Annotated in this window: 18 protein-coding genes; 3 read left to right on the plus strand and 15 right to left on the minus strand. The window is 37.8% G+C overall.

Features of this window, described 5'->3' with window-relative positions:
* Both Q0X66_RS13275 and Q0X66_RS13280 read right to left on the minus strand, forming a co-directional pair.
* On the minus strand, positions 1-1,142 hold a 1,142-nt coding region (locus tag Q0X66_RS13275; RefSeq protein ID WP_297707215.1), incomplete at its 3' end, for a 4Fe-4S binding protein.
* Positions 1,143-1,196: 54 nt separating this feature from the next.
* The gene (locus tag Q0X66_RS13280) at positions 1,197-2,543 is read right to left on the minus strand and encodes an FAD-dependent oxidoreductase (RefSeq protein WP_297707169.1); all 1,347 of its coding nucleotides are present in this window, start codon (positions 2,541-2,543) and stop codon (positions 1,197-1,199) included.
* A gap of 116 nt (positions 2,544-2,659) precedes the next feature.
* Here Q0X66_RS13280 and Q0X66_RS13285 point away from each other — a divergent pair, with 116 nt between their 5' ends.
* Positions 2,660-3,661, plus strand: coding sequence for a glycoside hydrolase (locus tag Q0X66_RS13285; RefSeq protein ID WP_297707171.1), 1,002 nt, complete (start codon positions 2,660-2,662; stop codon positions 3,659-3,661).
* Between the two features lie 88 nt (positions 3,662-3,749).
* Positions 3,750-4,790 carry an N-acetylmuramoyl-L-alanine amidase gene (locus Q0X66_RS13290; protein WP_366938702.1) on the plus strand — a complete coding sequence of 347 codons (1,041 nt, stop codon included), beginning with the start codon at positions 3,750-3,752 and terminating at the stop codon, positions 4,788-4,790.
* Positions 4,791-4,814: 24 nt separating this feature from the next.
* Here the strand turns inward: Q0X66_RS13290 and Q0X66_RS13295 are convergent, their stop codons facing one another.
* The 5 genes from Q0X66_RS13295 to Q0X66_RS13315 all read right to left on the minus strand — a co-directional run bounded on the left by Q0X66_RS13295 (position 4,815) and on the right by Q0X66_RS13315 (position 8,353).
* Positions 4,815-5,522 (minus strand): TIGR04283 family arsenosugar biosynthesis glycosyltransferase, encoded by a 708-nt coding sequence (locus tag Q0X66_RS13295; RefSeq protein ID WP_297707173.1) that lies wholly within the window; start codon positions 5,520-5,522, stop codon positions 4,815-4,817.
* The gene (locus Q0X66_RS13300; protein ID WP_297707175.1) at positions 5,509-6,261 is read right to left on the minus strand and encodes a DUF547 domain-containing protein; all 753 of its coding nucleotides are present in this window, start codon (positions 6,259-6,261) and stop codon (positions 5,509-5,511) included. The genes Q0X66_RS13295 and Q0X66_RS13300 overlap by 14 nt, the downstream gene beginning before the upstream one ends.
* Before the next feature lie 146 nt (positions 6,262-6,407).
* Positions 6,408-7,223 (minus strand): purine-nucleoside phosphorylase, encoded by an 816-nt coding sequence (locus tag Q0X66_RS13305; RefSeq protein ID WP_297707178.1) that lies wholly within the window; start codon positions 7,221-7,223, stop codon positions 6,408-6,410.
* Positions 7,224-7,227: 4 nt separating this feature from the next.
* Complete coding sequence (locus tag Q0X66_RS13310) at positions 7,228-7,848, minus strand: TIGR04282 family arsenosugar biosynthesis glycosyltransferase (RefSeq protein ID WP_297707180.1); 621 nt, start codon at positions 7,846-7,848, stop codon at positions 7,228-7,230.
* Positions 7,849-7,861: 13 nt separating this feature from the next.
* Positions 7,862-8,353 (minus strand): rhodanese-like domain-containing protein, encoded by a 492-nt coding sequence (locus tag Q0X66_RS13315; protein WP_297707182.1) that lies wholly within the window; start codon positions 8,351-8,353, stop codon positions 7,862-7,864.
* A 117-nt stretch (positions 8,354-8,470) separates the two neighbouring features.
* Here Q0X66_RS13315 and Q0X66_RS13320 point away from each other — a divergent pair, with 117 nt between their 5' ends.
* Positions 8,471-10,039: a glycoside hydrolase family 32 protein gene (locus tag Q0X66_RS13320; RefSeq protein WP_297707184.1), complete on the plus strand. Its 1,569-nt coding sequence runs from the start codon at positions 8,471-8,473 to the stop codon at positions 10,037-10,039.
* Positions 10,040-10,043: 4 nt separating this feature from the next.
* Here the strand turns inward: Q0X66_RS13320 and uxuA are convergent, their stop codons facing one another.
* The 8 genes from uxuA to Q0X66_RS13360 all read right to left on the minus strand — a co-directional run bounded on the left by uxuA (position 10,044) and on the right by Q0X66_RS13360 (position 18,490).
* Complete coding sequence (gene uxuA / locus Q0X66_RS13325; protein ID WP_297707219.1) at positions 10,044-11,204, minus strand: mannonate dehydratase; 1,161 nt, start codon at positions 11,202-11,204, stop codon at positions 10,044-10,046.
* A 5-nt stretch (positions 11,205-11,209) separates the two neighbouring features.
* Positions 11,210-12,025, minus strand: a complete 816-nt coding sequence (locus Q0X66_RS13330; protein WP_297707186.1) for an SDR family oxidoreductase — start codon at positions 12,023-12,025, stop codon at positions 11,210-11,212.
* A 114-nt stretch (positions 12,026-12,139) separates the two neighbouring features.
* A complete protein-coding gene (gene uxaC, locus Q0X66_RS13335; RefSeq protein ID WP_297707188.1) occupies positions 12,140-13,537 on the minus strand; it encodes a glucuronate isomerase in 1,398 nt (465 codons plus the stop codon).
* Between the two features lie 7 nt (positions 13,538-13,544).
* On the minus strand, positions 13,545-14,861 hold the full coding sequence (locus Q0X66_RS13340) for an ADP-ribosylglycohydrolase family protein (RefSeq protein WP_297707190.1): 1,317 nt from the start codon (positions 14,859-14,861) through the stop codon (positions 13,545-13,547).
* Entirely contained in the window at positions 14,858-15,829 is a 972-nt protein-coding gene (locus Q0X66_RS13345; protein ID WP_297707192.1) for a phosphotransferase, read from the minus strand. Before Q0X66_RS13345 ends, Q0X66_RS13340 begins: the two co-directional genes overlap by 4 nt.
* A 337-nt stretch (positions 15,830-16,166) precedes the next feature.
* A complete protein-coding gene (locus Q0X66_RS13350) occupies positions 16,167-17,099 on the minus strand; it encodes an NAD-dependent epimerase/dehydratase family protein (protein WP_297707194.1) in 933 nt (310 codons plus the stop codon).
* A gap of 389 nt (positions 17,100-17,488) precedes the next feature.
* Positions 17,489-18,196 carry a hypothetical protein gene (locus Q0X66_RS13355; RefSeq protein ID WP_297707196.1) on the minus strand — a complete coding sequence of 236 codons (708 nt, stop codon included), beginning with the start codon at positions 18,194-18,196 and terminating at the stop codon, positions 17,489-17,491.
* Positions 18,197-18,313: 117 nt separating this feature from the next.
* Positions 18,314-18,490, minus strand: a complete 177-nt coding sequence (locus tag Q0X66_RS13360) for a hypothetical protein (RefSeq protein WP_297707198.1) — start codon at positions 18,488-18,490, stop codon at positions 18,314-18,316.
* Positions 18,491-18,579: the final 89 nt, after the last annotated feature.

The raw sequence follows: 18,579 nt of genomic DNA on the forward strand, positions 1-18,579 counted from the left end.
CCATCTCCACTGAGATAGTGAAAACCAATCAGGGCCATAATTATCGTGAAATACCCAATTGCGCCATAAAGGGCATCTTTTTGAAATTGCTCTCTTTTGAATACCATAACAAGAACGAAAACCAAGGTCAATAACAAGGCTACACCAATAAGAAAAGTATTTTTGGTCAACCAGTACTTGCTGGTGTCGTTTCCCAGATAGGAATAAATTACGGCCGTAGTCATTAGAGTAACAAAAACCACAACACTATGAACTACCCAGCGTTCTACTTTCCAGGCAGATAATTTTTTGTCGCTTAGCTGTCTGAATGAATCCCCTGCCGTTTCGGCCAATCCTCCACAACCGCAAACCCAGGAACAGTACCAGCGTTTACCATATTTATAAGTAAGAATAGGGGAGATCACAAAAACTGATAATATGCCAAATATGAGCATAGCCATACCAATATCTCCCGAATCTATAAATGCATTTACCCGGTATCTTTCAAAATTATAATAGTTTAACGGCCAGACATTCTTTAGATCGTAATAGGGGAGATTCCCATTTAATCTGGCCATTATTTCGGGAATGATAAATGCAAAAGCTGTTTGAAAGAACATAACGCTTATGGTACGAATCTTTTCGTATCTGTTATGCCTATATTTCCAAATAAATTTAATACCGAAAGCCAGAATAGCAATGGTATATAGTGATCCGTAAACAAACCACTGGCTGGCCGGATTGCCGCTCAATAATCTGCTTAAGGGGTCAAATAACGAAATTATACCTGTATTTGAACCATTCTTTACCAGTCCCAGGAATTCCGGGAAAAAGTAAAGGACTATGTAGAATCCTGTAAGTGTTATTCCGGTTATCCAGGCCCATAGTCCTTTAGAAGATATTGATTTAAACCAAACCCCGTCATTTTTTATACCCTTCAGTTTCTGAGCATATGCCTCTTTTGTAAACCAAAATACTCCGATAAAAATAGCCGTGATGGAAATGATCAGCCAAATTCCTTTATTGGGAAAGTTTACATTAAAACCGGCAAGTAGAACTATGAAAAGACCTGATAATCCAATTATTACAGCTAATTTTTGAAATCGACTCAAAGCTGCAGGTGGTTGTCCTGTTAGTGCCATGCTTTTATCCAAAGTACTCATTCTTTATTTCAGTTTTATTAGGGATTTAAATATCATATTCCAGAGTTAAAAGACTTATCCGATAGCAAAAATTCGTTTCCAGTTTTTCTTTTCGGGTTTAATGTCAGTACCAAATTCTAAATTAAATTTAGCTGCAATTTCATTTTCATACTTTGAATAGAATTCAGGATCAAAATTGGCATCTTTAAGATATTTAATCACATGCATAACATCTTGTCCTTCATTTAGCCATTTATCAAAGATCTCATGGCGCAGCCGAATTCCAAAATTATTTATTCCCAGAAATTTCCTGGTTTCTTTATGAAAGGCAATAGTCAGACATATTTTTTCGGTGGAGTGTCGCCAATGAAAATGTTCCTCATATTCTTTTCTGCCGTTGGTATTAAATACCCACCCATAAGTTTGGTATTCAATGTCCAAAAATTTAGCGGAATTAAACCAGTGCCCGGGTTTGTATTCGGTCCTGTTTCCACAAATAGTCTGGGCAACTGTCTCTCCCATCATGCGTCCTGTATACCAAACAGCTTCAATAGGTCTGCGATTACCAATGGGCTCATGTTGTTCTGCACAGTCCCCAATAGCATAAATATTTTTGATGTTAGTTTCAAGAAATCGGTTTACCTTAATTCCCCTGCCCAACTCAATTCCGGAGTCGTTTAAAAATGAGACATTAGGTGAAACACCGGGGGTTAATCCTACCATTTGACATTCAATGGTTTCACCCTTATCGGTAATAACGGCCTTTACCCTGCCGCTCTCATCGGCTACTATTTCAGTGAGATTTGTCTCTAGTTGAAGGTCTATATGATGTTCCAGAATGTGTTCATTGATCATCTTAGATTCTCCGTCTGGTAGCACACCATCCCAAAAGTTTTTTTCGCGGACCAGAAAAGTAACTGGAATATCTCTGCTTCGAAGCATTTCAGCCAATTCAATACCAATTAATCCACCTCCAACAATAACAGCACGTTTGCAAACCTCTTTATTGGGGGCATTGATTTCTAATAAATCGAGATCTTGTTTGGAATACAAACCCTGTACGCCGTGCAGATCTTGTCCTGGCCAACCAAATTTATTTGGTTTTGACCCGGTAGCCAGTATTAACTTATCGTATTTTAATATTCGGGCGTCCTCAATCTGAAGTTCTTTTTTCTCATGATCTACATTACTGACGTAGCCGCGTAGGAGTTCAATCCTATTTTTCTCCCAAAACCAGTCTTCATAAGGCTTTATATGTTCAAACTTCATATGACCCATATAAACATACATCAATGCTGTTCTGGAAAAGAAATGATCGGTTTCAGCAGAAATTATTATAATTCTCTTATTCGAGTTTTTACGGATATGTCTTGCGGCAGTTACACCAGCAACTCCATTCCCAATAATCACAATATTTTCCATGTTGTTTATGGGTTGATAGGCATTATGTCGAATATAATGATAATTACTTAACACCCACTTTAAAATTACATCAAGATTTATTACCTTATTTTTGTAAATGTCCTTTTAAATCAATTATGAAGAGAATCGGGTTTTTAATATTGCTCTTTCTTCAAATGTCTTGTACCAGTCAGCCGGTTAATAAGATTAATGGAATAAGTTTTGTTGCTTCCAGGGATAAAGCCATCCAGGAACATGTAGATGCTTTCCTGAATATTCATGCGGATCATGCAGCTGTTATGCCATTTGGTTTTATAAGAGATATTTCAAGTCCGGAAATAATTTTTGATACAGACCGTCAATGGTACGGTGAAACCCAGGGGGGGGCCAAGCAGTACATTGAACTATTGCGTGCAAACAAAGTTAAGGTGATGGTAAAGCCCCAAATCTGGATATGGCGTGGTGAATTTACCGGGGGTTTAAAGATGGAAACCGAAGAAGACTGGAAAATTCTGGAGGTATCCTACGATAAATTTATGCTTACATATGCAAAATTAGCCCAGGATACTAAAGCTGAAATTCTTTGTATTGGCACAGAACTGGAGCAATTTGTAAAGAACAGGCCAAAGTATTGGGAAGACCTAATTGTAAAAATTCGAAAGGTTTATAAAGGTAAGTTAACCTATGCTTCTAACTGGGATGAATACAAACGAACACCCTTTTGGGAATCCCTTGACTATATTGGTATAGATGCCTATTTTCCCTTATCTGATGCTAAAACCCCGACGGTTGAGCAGTTAAAGGCCGGTTGGAAACCCTGGAAAGAGAATATTGCCGCTCTATCAAAAAAAACCTCCCGTCCTGTACTTTTTACAGAATTTGGATATAGAAGTATGGATTATACTGCAAAAAAACCATGGCTTGTTGATCGAAATGAAGAAGGGGTGAACCTTGAGGCTCAAGTAAACGCGAAGAAAGCTATATTTGAAGAGTTTTGGCAGGAAGACTGGTTTGCTGGAGGGTTTGTATGGAAGTGGTTTCTTAATCACGAAAAAGCCGGTGGTGGAATGGATAACAGATTCACACCTCAAAATAAACCTGCGGAAGAGATCATTAAATTGTTTTATCTGACCAATTAATCACCATATTTTAGTCCATATTTTTTTGTATTCGATAGTACTTGCAATTTGGCAACATTTTTGATAATCTTTGTAAAAATTGATTATTGTGCCTCAGAATCTAATAAAACTACTTTTAATACTCCTATGGTTTCCACTCTTAACTATGGTAGCACAGGATTCGCTGAAAACAGTTGTTGCTGAAAAAGGAGATGGTATTTACTCATTACTTCGCAAGCAGGGCGTTGACCCTTATATCACTTATGATGATTTTATAGCTCTTAACCTTCCTAGACTCAGGGATAGTCTGCATTTGTACGAAGGAATGGCCTATGTCATTCCTAAAACAACTGAAGATACTCTGGAAATCGTTAAAGTAGAAACTAAAGTTTCGGGAATAAAAAATTCTGTAAAGGGTATATCTTACGATATTTTTGGAGAGAAATACGCCGAGGTAACTAGTAAAAGTGAGCGTTTAAAAGGCACGGTCTATTATTTGATTTCTGGACATGGGGGTCCTGATCCTGGAGCTATGACCCAGTACGTAGGCAAATCTATTTCAGAAGACGAATATGCTTACGACGTAACCCTGAGGTTGGCAAGAGAATTACTTTCCCATGGGGCACAGGTTTATGTTATTGTACGTGATCCGGATGATGGTATTCGCGATGAGCGAATTCTGGAAATGGATAAGGATGAGTTAGTCATACCTGACCAGACCATTCCTTTAGACCAAAAAGACAGGCTTGAGCAACGGGTAGATGCCGTGAACAAATTATATCTGAAACATAAAGGAAAACATCAACGACTTGTGGTTACGCATGTCGATAGCCGGAGTAAAGGACAAAACATTGATGTTTTTTTCTATTACCACGAGAAAAGCAGCAATGGTAAAAAACTTGCTGAAAGCATTCATAATACATTTAAAAAGAAATACAAAAAGTACCAACCCAACCGGAGCTATTCGGGAACTTTTGAAGACCGGAGCAATCTTTACCTGGTCAGGAAAACCTTGCCTGCAATGACGTTTATAGAAATTGGTAATATTCGAAATAAAAAAGACCAAAAACGGATATTGGATTACGATAACAGGCAGGCTTTGGCAAAATGGATTTCAGAAGGGGTAATCCTTGACTACGAGACGAAATAGTCACTTATAAATTCACAGAATAAATTACGTAGAAATTTTTCTTTTATAGTAGCGGTACAACTGTTCGGGATCTGCCCCGAAATAATTCTTAAGATGAATTATTCCAAAGTAGAATTGAAGTTTTAAGTTGCCAATTTGTTCATATTTGCGTGCTGAGGTTTGCACTTTTTCCGGCAAGACCCTAAAATTAGTAAGCTCATAGAGCCTGCTTGTGAATTCATTATCCTCGTAGATCATGTAACTTTCATCATAGCCTCCTGAAGTTTGGAACAATACTTTCGTGATAAAAAGGGATTGATCTCCACCTCTGCAAATCTTATGATTTATTCTGCTAAACCAGGAAAAGAATCTCAAAAACCGGCTATTGCTATCAAACTTCATCCTAAAACATCCGGCCTCATCTCCTTTTTGAATAGCATCTACGATTATTTTGTCAAAGTTTTTTGGAGGAAAAGTGTCTGCGTGCAGAAAGTATAGTATTTCACCTGCGGCTTGTTTAGCGGCATAATTCATCTGTTTTGCGCGACCTTTTTCAGACCGTAGCACAAGAGCATCAAATTTCAAAGCGGCTTTTATGGTGCCATCTGTACTTCCACCATCTACCACAAGAATCTCTTTTATATTGGAAGAACTTCCATTTTTCAGAATATAATCTATAAGCTTAACTATATAGCGCTCTTCATTCAGAACAGGAATAATAATGCTTATAGTGGGTTTATTACTTAATTTCATTTAAACTCCAATTGTATTTAAGATATTCAATTTTCGCATCAGGATTAATGGATGATTTTAAATATTGGTTCAAATAAACTATTAAGGTACCGTTATTTTCGAAATCCTTTTTATACCATTTAAAGATCTTGGACAACTCCACTTTATTTTCAGATATAATATTTCGGCTGGGGTCATTTACAAAGTCTTTCGTAGCCTTATCCAATTGTTTATCCAACTTTTCTTCCGTAAAGGCTTGATTAAGTAATTTTGGGCATGAATATGAGGCACAGTTGATGGCAAAATGAATTCGGGGTTCATTCATTTTTCTAAGGATCTTATGCTCTATTTCTCCTAATGAAATTAACTCTCCGCCATATTTGATCCACGCTTTGTCCCAGGGTTTCTTTATGTCTGTTATACTAGCCAAAGGATAATTATCCAAAATTAATTTAACTGTGGCGGCATTGTAAAGATTAATATAATAGGCCAGTTTTTTTTCTCTGGACCAGTTTTCATTTACCGTATTACTTCCCAATTGCTCTAAGTACTGGTTTAAAACTTCGGATTCCTTTTTAAAACCTAAATAATCTACGTTACCATTCTCGTCAACGAAGCTATTGAGCAATCTGTCCCAACTTTTATGTTCTGCAAATCCGCATATCTGTTCATTGGTAATTGGAACTAAAGCCAATGAGTCCGATAAGAGGGAAATAGGCTGCAAAAGACAGAATAAAATCAGATAACTTATTTGAACCATTGTATATTTTAAAACTTTAGTTGATTTAGTAGTTTAAACCTTACATCAAATTACAATTACTTTGCGAATGGAAATTTATTGTTCCGATTGATAAGTGCGATGCAGTTAATTTATGTTATTACCTTTTAATGTTATACCATTATAAATTATAATTCCCTTATCAGTTCCATAAATAATTTTATCATTTTGGGTTCGGTTTCCCCGGCAATTCTGATTATTTCGTTAATATTGACGGGCTGCAGATTGTTTGGATCGCATTCATCAGTAAGTACGGACACGGCCACCACAGGAAGATTTAAATGGTTGGCCACAATTACTTCGGGAACCGTACTCATACCAACAGCATCTGCCCCTATAGTTTTTAACATCCGATATTCCGCCTTAGTTTCCAATTGAGGCCCAACGACAGAAGCATATACACCACTATGTAATGTAATACTTTCACGCACTGCAATTTCTTTCATTTTCGCACACATCTCCATATCGTAGGGCTGACTCATATCCACAAAGCGAACCCCAAAATCAGCCACATTTTTAAATGCCAAAGGCGATCCGCCCTGAAGATTAATATGATCTTCTATGAGCATGATATCACCCTTTTTAAAGTTCAGGTTAATGGCCCCGGCTGCATTAGAGATAAACAACTTTTTTATTCCAAGTTCGCGCATAACCCGTATAGGGTAGGTAACATCATCAAACTCATAACCCTCGTAAACATGAAAACGGCCCTGCATTACCACTACTTTTTTGTTTTCCAGTATACCATAGATTAGCTTACCACTATGAAATTCAACAGTAGCTAATGGAAAAAAAGGAATGTTATGGTAATGGGCTACAACACTAGATTCTATCTCGTCTACCAATCTGCCAAGCCCTGTACCTAGTAAAATCCCTATTTCAGGGCTTTCAAAGCCTTTATTTCTGAGGTAAAGAGATGATTCTTCCAGCTGTTTTTTTGTCATAGGCTTAAATTTTTACAAAGGATTGAAAAATATCAAACTCTTTTAAATCCTCGTATACATCAATATCATTTTTGATTTGTAAGAGTTTTACCTTTTTATGGTTAAGGTCATTGAGCGTATCTTCCAGGACGGTTTCTGTGCCCCAGTTCTTGTTTAGGAATATATCATTGTTCAATGCCTTCATTCCCAAGAGATAGTAACCGCCATCTGCCGCAGGGCCTATGACAAAATCCGCGTTTTCCATTTCCGCAAAAGCTTCGTCAATGGTTTCACTATTTAAATCATATATATCACTTCCTATTATGATTATCTTCTTATATCCCTTTTTAAATCCGGACTTAAACGCATTATACATTCGTTCTCCCAAATCATTTCCCTCTTGCAACTGTTTTGTGTAATTGCCTTTATCCCATAAATCATTTTCGGACACTTCTTCTGAATAATAAACTTCTTTTGAACAATTAAGGCCTTTAGTAATTTTGGCCGTATGCCTCAATAAGATCATATAAATATCCAATGCGGCCTGATCTCCTATAGTCGCCGCCAATCTTGTTTTACACTTTCCTAATTTGGGGTTTCTTGTAAAAATAAGTAGTAACCGGTCTTTATTTTCTTCCAACGTCATATATGAATTAATCCTAATATACTTTTTCTGCCTTGGTCAGGTATTTTCCCCATAGCTTACCAAAGGCGTGCACTTTTTTGGTTTTTTCACCTTTGGTATTATAAACCGGATACCCCTGATTGGTCCATTCAAAAATACCTCCATATAAATTTTTTGTATTGAAATAGCCGGACTCTAAAAGTTCTTCGCCAATATTCTCGGATCTAACCCCAATGGAACAATAAACAACAATCTTTGAATTTTTATTGGGATATTTATCTGCCACGTCTTCCAATTTGAAATCATCATAACCCACCCAGACGGCATTTTTTAAATGACTTACCTCATATTCTTCCCATTCTCTGGCGTCTAAAATAATTTGGGTTTGAAAATTTTGTAATTCTGTAACAGAAATGTAAGGCACACTTTCGCTGTTGTACCAATCAAGAGCTTTCTCTATTGAAGACTGCGCGTTAGCAGAGAGTATTAGAAAAAAGAAACATAAACATTTGAAAAAATTATACATCCTAATGAAATAAATCTATGTGTAAATATACTCATTTGAGTAAAAAATTATCCTATAAAGCCCGTGTTTTCAGGTCCGATAAATAAAATGTATTTTTATAAATATCAACTAATTGAAATGAGAACCTATATTATTTCTTCGATGCTGGGATTATTATTTATTTCAATTTATTCCTGTAAAAACAAAGAAGAAGAAAAGAATACGGAAAAAGCTTCCATTCCGGAAACGACCTTTTTTAAAGAATCATACAGACCACAATTCCATTTCTCACCAACAGAGATGTGGATGAATGATCCAAATGGACTTGTGTATAATGACGGGACATATCACCTTTTCTATCAGTACTATCCCGATGATATTGTATGGGGGCCCATGCATTGGGGTCATGCCACAAGCAAGGACCTGGTGTATTGGGAACATCAACCCATTGCTTTATTTCCGGATGAGCATGGCTATATCTTTTCAGGTAGTGCCGTTCTGGACAAAAATAATACGTCCGGTTTGGGTACCCCGGACAATCCACCTTTAGTGGCAGTATTTACGTATCACAATATAAACAAAGAGAAAGATGGTTCTAATGATTTTCAGACACAAGGAATTGCTTTTAGCTTGGATAATGGGGAATTTTGGACGAAATATCAGAATAATCCTGTTCTGGAAAATGATGGGAATCGAGATTTTAGAGATCCAAAAGTCTTTTGGCATGAACCCACTCAAAGTTGGGTCCTGATATTGGTTGCCGGAGACCATGCCCAAATTTATAGATCTGCCGACCTAATTTCCTGGACTTACTTAAGTGAATTTGGCAAGGAAGCAGGAGCTCATGGAGGAGTATGGGAATGTCCTGATCTTTTCCCATTAAAAGTCTCCGGTTCAGGAGAGGAAAAATGGGTTCTTATTATTAGCATAAATCCGGGGGCCCCTAACGGTGGTAGCGGGACCCAATATTTTATCGGTGAATTTGACGGCACCGTATTTACCTCCAATCAACTGGCAGCAAAATGGATAGATTGGGGAACGGATAATTATGCGGGGATAACTTATAACAATGAACCAAATAATCGGCGAATATTTATCGGATGGATGAGTAATTGGGACTATGCCATGGATACACCAACAAAGGAATGGCGAAGTGCGATGACTGTTCCAAGAAATTTATCACTTATTAAATTGGGTAATTCGTATGAATTGGCCAATTACCCCCTGGAGGATTTTGGAACCATCTTTAAGTCCGAAATTAAAAAGGACCTTGAATTGGCGGCTGGTGAGACAGAAACTATAGCTTTTGACAACTATAATCAATCAGAAATAAGGTTTAAAACGACGAATCGAGATTTCGAATTTTCTTTTAATAATAGTTTAAACGAGAAACTGGTATTGACCCTGGACGGGGATCAGGAAGTGTTTTTATTAAATCGAACTAAGTCTGGTAAAACTACGTTCAAAGAGGAGTTTGCTAAAAATGTACAAAAAATGCCGATCTCTAATATGCCTGAGGGGGAAGTTGAGGTTCGGATTTTAATGGATTGGTCGTCAATAGAAGTCTTTATAAATAATGGGCAATATGTAATGACCTCACAAATATTTCCTAATGAGCCTTATACGAATCTTGTTTTCAAGAATTCCTCTTCCTCAGTATTGATTATTAATTCGTTAGAGGTAAATAGGGCAGAATCTATCTGGTAGCGATTTAAGTTTTTTGATTTAAGATTCCATACATAAGTCCCCGCAATTCGGCGAGGCCTTTAAGACGTCCAATGCCGGAATAGCCCGGATTTGTCTTAATATTCAGATCGTTCAGCAATTGTTGCCCGTGATCCGGACGCATAGGAAGTTGTATATTTCTTTTTTCCTGTAATGTAAGTAGTTCCTTTACCACACTATACATAGGGACATCCCCTTCTAAATGGCAGGCTTCGTAAAAATCGCCATCTTCATTTCTCCGGGTACTTCTAAGGTGTACAAAGTGGATGTGATCTCCATGGTCCCTTATAATTTGTACCAGATTATTATCTACTCTTACACCCAGTGAACCTGTACAAAATGTAATTCCATTATTAGGGCTGTCGTTTTCTGATAGGATTCTTTTAATATCCGTAGATGTACTCATAATTCTGGGTAAACCCAGAATGGGATAAGGTGGATCATCCGGATGGATGGCAAGAAATACATTATTTACTTCAGCCACAGGAAGTACTTCATTTAGAAAAAGATGCAGGTTCTTTTCCAAAGTGGCAGCGTCAATATTTTGATAACTATCTAATGCTTCCTGAAACTCCTCTAGTGTGTAACCTGTCTCTGCCCCGGGCAGATTATCTAAAATGGTTCTTTTGAGTTTTTCAATTTCCGCAGAACCCAAACCATGATAATAGGTTTCCGCTTTTTTGATAATATCCGCAGGATAAGATTCCTTAGCACCTTTTCGCTTTAAAATAAAACAGTCGAAGGCGGCCAATGCCCTTATCTCAAAGTTTAATGTTTTTGCCCCATTGGGAAGCGCATGATCCAATTCTGTGCGTATCCAATCTAAAATGGGCATAAAATTGTAGCAGATAATATTTATATTTTCTGATGCAAGGTTTTGGATGGTACTCTTATAGTTTTCTATAAGTTTCTCAAAATTTCCACTTCTGGTTTTTATGTGTTCATGAACAGGAACACTTTCTGCTACAGACCATCTAAGGCCGGCATCTTCTATAAGCCTTTTACGATTTCTTATTGCATCTGTACTCCATACTTCTCCATTTGGTATTTCATGTAAGGCAGTTACAATACCTGTTGCACCAGCCTGTCTTATATCACTTAGCGTTACAGGGTCGTTAGGTCCATACCAACGCATTGTTTCTACCATTGTCTTCATACCCCAGAATATGCATTAAATCCGCCATCTACAGGAATTATGGTTCCGGTTACAAATTTTGAAGCATCGCTGCACAGCCATTGAAGCACACCAAAGAGTTCATCAGGATAACCAAATCTTCCCATTGGGGTATTAGCAATAATTTGTCGGCCTCTTTTGGTTAATTCGCCATCCGCCTCAGTAAGTAGAGAGCGGTTTTGCTCGGTTAAGAAGAAACCGGGGGCAATTGCGTTAACTCTTAAATCCGCACTGTGTTTACTACAAAATTCAATAGCCAACCATTTGGTAAGGTTGTCTATAGCAGCCTTCGCAGAACCATAACCCAATACCCTGGTTATGGGCCTTTGAGCTGCCATGGAAGAAATATTAATAATACTTCCTTTTAATTCTTTTAAAAATAAGGGCAGAAATGTTTTTATTGGGAGGAAGGAACCCATATAATTCAGTTCCATAACTTTATTTAATTCATCAATCCTGGCGTCCAGAATAGTCTGTTCAGGAGTGATCACTGCCCCAGGCATATTCCCGCCTGCCAGATTAACCAGGACATCTATTTTTCCAAATTCATTTTCAAGTTCCAATTTTGCACGCTCTAAATCTCGCTCATTTGTTACATCCGCAATCAGTGGAAATACTTTGTGCCGGGTGTTCTTTATCCCCTCGATTAGCGAATTTACTTTGTCCGGATTCCTCCCCAGCGCAACTACCCTGGCCCCTTGTCCTGCAAGGTAGGCCGTCATTGCGGAACCTAATACGCCGGTTGAACCGCTAATTACAATAATTTTGTCGTCTACAGAAAACAATTCAGACATGATAAGTTGTTAAGCATATTTCTTTTAGGCATGGAAAAAACTAAGATTCCCGGAATCCGATTAATTCTTCCAAATATAACTTAAGAAAGTTAAATTCTTGAAGTACAACTGAAACTAAAATGGAAAATAAGCCTTTGCATTATGGTAACAGATATCTGATACAATTTTGCCCAACCATTTTTCATCTTCAGGTAATTCTCCATTTGTTACGTCTTTTCCGATAAGATTGCAGAGCACTCTCCTAAAATACTCATGCCTTGGAAATGAAAGAAAACTGCGAGAATCTGTTAACATCCCAATAAAACAACTAAGCAGGCCAATATTGGAAAGCGAGTTCAATTGTTTTTCCATGCCGTCTTTCTGATCTAAAAACCACCAGGCAGAACCAAATTGAATTTTACCCTTGACACTTCCATCGTTAAAATTACCAACCATGGCGGCAATAACTTCATTGTCAGCCGGGTTTAAATTATAAATAATAGTCTTGGCAAGCTCATCAGTGCTATCCAGGTAATCCAGGAAGTTACTTAAGGACGCTGCCTGTGAAAAATCTCCAATTGAATCAAATCCGGTATCCGGACCCAATTGCTGAAGCATCCTTTGATTATTATTTCTGAGGGCACCGAGATGAAACTGCTGTACCCAACCTTTTTTATGGTAGCATTTGGCAAGAATCTTTAATACGTCAGATTTAAAATAAGCTACTTCATGCGAACTAAGGGACTCCCCATTTTTTAATCTTGTAAAGATTTTGGAGGAATCAAAGCTTTCATTTTTGTAAAAAGGGAGGTAATCCAAGCCATGGTCTGCCAATCTGCAGCCATTTTCATGAAAATAATTTATCCTTGATTCCAAGGCCTCAAGAAGGTCGGAGTAGGAATGGATCGAGGTATTTACAACTCCTTCCAATTGACTTAAGTATTCAAGAAAGGTAGATGTATTTTCAACGGCATAGGCTTTATCTGGTCTGAAGGCCGGCAATAATTTCAGGGTCGGGTTCTTTGCGCCTTTTTTATGGTATTCAAGCGTATCCAAAGGATCATCCGTTGTGCATACTACTTCAACCTTCATTTGCTTCAGAAGACCCAAAGTACTATGTGCGGGTAGTTGTAGTTGTTCTGAGCAAGTATCGTAAATATTTTGTGCATTATTTTGGTCCAGGAGCACATCTATATTAAAATAACGCTTTAATTCAAGATGGGTCCAATGGTATAATGGATTTCGAACCGTATATGGAACAGTTTCTCCCCACTTCACAAATTTTTCCTGATCTGTAGCATTTCCGGTAACGTATTTTTCTTCAATACCAAGAGTACGCATAGCCCTCCATTTATAATGGTCTCCGTTCAACCACACCTGAGAGATGTTATCAAATTGAAAATCTTCTGCTATTTTCTTAGGCGACAAATGATTGTGGTAATCAATGATCGGTAAGTTTTTGGCGTAATCGTGGTAAAGCCTGCCGGCAAATGGTGTCTGCAATAAAAAATCTTCATGTATAAAAGTTTTCATCACCATTTTAATTCACATTTACGGTTTCAGGTAACATAGTTCCAACCATTCTGGAAGCAAGCTCTTCAAGATCAATACCCAATTGTTCTCTATTTACCCGAAGTACTTCGGTGCGTAATTTTATAGGTAAATTAGTATAACCATCCTTTGCCCCCAGGATCATTCCAGCCACTGCAGCGACGGTATCATTGTCTCTACCGTAATTTACAATAAACTGAATGCTCTTTTCAAAATCTCCGCCCCCAAAGGCCAATCCGGCGATCATAATTTGCCAGATTTCACCGGCGTGAAATGCATTAGCCTTTTCGTCTTCTTCCAATAATTTATACACAAATTCCTGCTGTACCCAATCGGTTTTAGTACCATTAAAATGATCTGGAATTTTTATTTCCAATGAATCTGTTAATCCAAGAGAATCTGATATTTTAATTTCCCGGGACAGGTTTACGTATTTTCTGGTGGCGTTTGCTGTGTTATAGGAAATACGACCTAAGAGCCTACTGTCCTGATAGCGCATAGGATCAATAAAAACGGCAGTGTTAAGTATAGAATCCATATTGGTAGTACGCATGGCCATATGGGTCATGGCCGCGACCAGCCCCGAAATGTCCTTGGCAAATCCAAGATCAAAAAGTGAATGTTTATAAGCCGTGAGATACGCAATCTCCGGATTGGGTTCCAATAAACCAAACATGGGGGTGTATAACATGCCTGCACATGACATTTCTCCTCCATAAAACCGGTTTTGAGCCTCCAGATAATTTTCCGTGCTTTTCTGATAAGCAAATGCCACCCGGGCCCATTCTTTGATCCAGTCCACCTTTTCTAATCTGGCGTCCAGGGCATCTGGAGAAGCTAAAACTTCCTTATCACCCAGCTTGGATGCTATCGATTGATAGTAATCTGTAATAAATTTCGCAAAATTTTCTGCATTCAGGTCGGGTGAATAGGTATCAAAATATGAAACCATAAAGTACTTCCACCTGGTATCATCAGTAGTAGCTCCGGCATTCAGGTTATGTTCCCAGGTTCCCTCAGGAGATTGTATACGTTCCGCAGGGGTAAGCCCTGTGATATAACCATATTTTTGCTGAATGTCATATCTGTGCCACATCTCGGTAGATGCACCCATGGCATCGCCTATGGCAGAACCAATCAGAGCACCCAGAACTTTGTCATATAGTTCTTCCTTATTTAAAATAAGAGAATCCTGGGCGTAGGCAGACTTTTTAGGCTCAGGGATATCTATTTGCGCCTTCTGATCCTTGCATGATAAAATGATCACGGACAAAAATAAGACGATAGCAAAAAAGTTATATTTCATTCTAATATCATTTTTCTGGCAAGTTGTAAAAGATAGTCTTTTTCCCCGATAGTTCTTTGCAATGGTAACTGCGCCAGGCCAATTAGACGCCTCATAATTTCTATACCTGCTATCTGAGAAACTAGGATATTATTTGCTTCTCCTTTATAGAGTTCTATTACGGTGGCTAAAGAGGAAGGGACCATAGTGGCCAAAATAAGGTGCGCTGTCATTACACCCAAGTCGAACTCCTTAAAACCTATAAAACTGAATTCGGGATCTATAATATAGAGTTCACTTTCTAACTGCATCCAGCTGCCCGGGTAATAGTCGCCATGGATCAATACATTACCCTTGGAAAGGTACATATCTCCAAGTTTATTAACAACTGCTTTAATAGCATTGTCCTTTTTATATGGAAGGGATAATTCCTGTAAACCTTCCTGAATATCATCTAACTGAAATCCGTTGTCTTCCATAAATGGCAGCACAAAAATATGTTGATGATTCAATTCCCTGAGGGCTCTATTTTCAGGAAAGTTTTCCACAACACCCACCATGTGAATAGCTTCTGAAATGTTTACTAGTTTTTCCAGGATATTAAAGGGCATCTTTCGGTCTTCGTAACAGAAGGTCATATCATCACACTGTCCAAGATCTTCCATTTGGATCAGGTAATTCTTTTGATCAAAGTTTAAAATAGCGGGGATATGGTCAGCTATATAAGCTCCTTGTACTGCCTTATAAAACTTATATTCCACCTCAATCCTGTTAAGAGGGGCTTCAATTTCCTGGTACTTTAGTACATAGGGTCTCGATTGCTTCAGAATAAAGGAACGTTGATTTGTTTTAACACGAAGGACTACGTTCATATTGCCTTCTCCTGGTTTCGAAATTGCCCTTATTTTTTCATTCGGATGCAACAAGTTTTTGGGTTCCAGAATTTTCTGAAGCACGGGTAGTGGAGTATGTGTATCTATAGAAATCAAGTTGAAATCAATTTATTGCAAGATAGTCTCAAAACAAAAACACACTTACGTTACACAAATATTTTTTATACCAAATGAGATCCGGGGATTTTTGAAACTTGCGATGATATTTTTTCAAGGCAACGACTTTTTTAAATAACAAATGTCATTTTCAGAAAGTATGTCATTTAAGAGCATTTATGAAAGGGCAGGATTTTTAAGCTTCAGGTAAATGCGACTTTTACTCCAAATATATGTTTAAACAAGAGACATCCAGTTTTGCATTTGGGGTATTCATAAAATCTATCATAACCTGGTTTTTAATTCTATGGCAAGCCCTGAATTTTCTGACCGACAGTTATTTCTTGTAATCTAATTGTATAATTTCCCTTATTCCTTTTAAATAGGGGGTTGGTTTATAATCAAAATGCTCGACAAACTTGTCTGAATTAAACACATAATCCCTGTCGTACTGGTACATCATTTCAGGCATTTCCCGCATCAAGGGGATAAAAAGGCCAAGTAATTTTACAATGAACTTTGTAGCTGTCTGGGTTTTAGGTTTCACATTCATTTCCTTTGCAATTGTTTCGATCCATTCACGACCGGTATAAGGATTTTTGGCTGTTGGCAGATGCCACACCTGGTTATATGCTTTTTCAGAATTTCCCAGAAGCGCAGTTGCTTTACCGGCATCAGGGGTATAGGTAAAAGAGTGCTTAAAATTTAAGGAAGCCATCCAATTGGCCTTTTTGCCGATACTCAAGGGTTTAAAAACGGTTTCCGTTAACATGCTGGTATTTTTTATGCCCGGGCCATAAAAATCTGCAGCTCTGGCGATAAGAGCTGTGAGTTTTCCTTCTTTAACTTTAGCTAGGATCATATTCGCTATTTCAGCCCGGATTTTTCCCTTTTTACTAGGAGGGTTAATTGGTGTTTCCTCATTCATCCCGTTTAAGTGGTCCGGGTCGTACATATAGATGTTGTCAAAAAACACCAGTTTGCACTTATTTGCAATGCATGCATCAATGACATTATTTGTGAATCTAGGCCAGCTTTCTTTCCAGATTTTTAAATTATACGGAAATCCGACTGTTACATAAACTATAGTTGAACCTTTTACTGCATCATTGACTTCAGACGGATTGAGGAGATCTGCCGGGAAAGTTTCATCTGTCTCATTCACTTTTTTGGGATTCCTGCTCACCAATCTAATTTGGGAGGTATACTCTTTTAAGGCTTTGGCCAGTTCTACTCCAATTGCTCCGCCTGCACCTAGTATTGTTTGCATAATTTTTTTAATTTCTACCTGAGGGTTTGATTATAATTTCATTTATACCGTAAGAACAAATGAACACGAATAAGGTGTAAATTTTATTCTCCAATTCGAGCAAAAAATCTTTAATTTCTAGGTTGTTCTTCTAGGGGTTATCGTGCATTGATATGTGAGCAGCTTCTTCAAATACTACCATCTTTAAATTCATTTGGCTAGTCCTATAACAATTCATTCTTAAAAATACGTTTTTTTAATGCATCATGGAAGTATTAAAAAATGAGTCTTAATTAAGACGGCTTAATTAGCCATCGACTTAGAATCGATGGAGAAGTGACCAATAAATATGGGACACGGAAGATCGCTCTTGCCGTGTCCCATGGATTAACCAAACTAACTCAAACTTACTAATGAATCTTTGTTTTATTTGATATTTTTAATGCTACTTTGGGGCGGGGGTGAGGTACTATGGAGCTCATCTCATAGCCTGCAAAGAGTGCTAAGTAGTCCTCAATACTGGTGCCATAAGCATCTTCCACGATATAAGTTCCATTAGAGCGCATAAATTTTTTAATATTCCCTGCCCCGGCCAAATGTGCTGCTGCCAATATTCCCGATTCTGTAAGGGGAATGCCATTGATCATTCTCCCGCCAAACTTTTTTAGGTCTTTTCGTAAGATCCATTTGTTCCTTGCAATGTTGGCATCAAATACGCCTTCCTGCAAATCAGGGGAATTCATAAAAAGGATGGAATCATAGATACCGAGTACCCTTAAAGTTTCCATTCCAAACTGATATTTCCCCATATACCCCAAAGTGTTAATGCTTAAATATTTGCCGCGCGATTCTTTAAATCCAACAGCTTCCTTAAAGGCTGCATAAGAATTGTCAATAAATGCTGGCGTGATCATGGTATTTTTGATTTCCCTTTTTGTTGTTTTTTCCATTTGTGGATTGGATACGGCAACTGGTATGGTATCCATTAGGACAATTGGCAAGGCAACCTTACTTATTTTTGATTCTGTTTTGATTGCAAAGGGGATGTCATATCTGTAGTAGCCTAGTAACACCAAAATTGATGGCAGCGCAACTAATAGTACCTCACTCATTTTCATAATAACCCGAATAAAAGGGTTAAGATCAGCCCAATAATGCACAATACTAGCAGTATATTTTCGAATTTCTTTTTCATGGTCAGATCGCCTATGTATTGTAGTTGCATCAAGCTATGTTTAGTGGTTGTCATTATTCTTTTCTTTCTGATCATCATACACAGGAAGGTCATACCTGAAGGAGGCACCGATAAAAAGGTCATATTCCGTTATTGAATTGATGGTCACGAGCTCGTTCATTTTTTTCTTTTTTTGTCCCCAAATGGTGCTATTCCATGTTTTAATTCTCTTTATCATACTCGTTAGTGTATTTATCGAAGTCCAATGTATAATAGAACCTTTTTGTTTTCTTTTGTGAAGAGGACTTTGAATGCTTTTAGACATGA

Source organism: uncultured Eudoraea sp. (assembly GCF_947260015.1).
GTDB lineage: Bacteria > Bacteroidota > Bacteroidia > Flavobacteriales > Flavobacteriaceae > Eudoraea.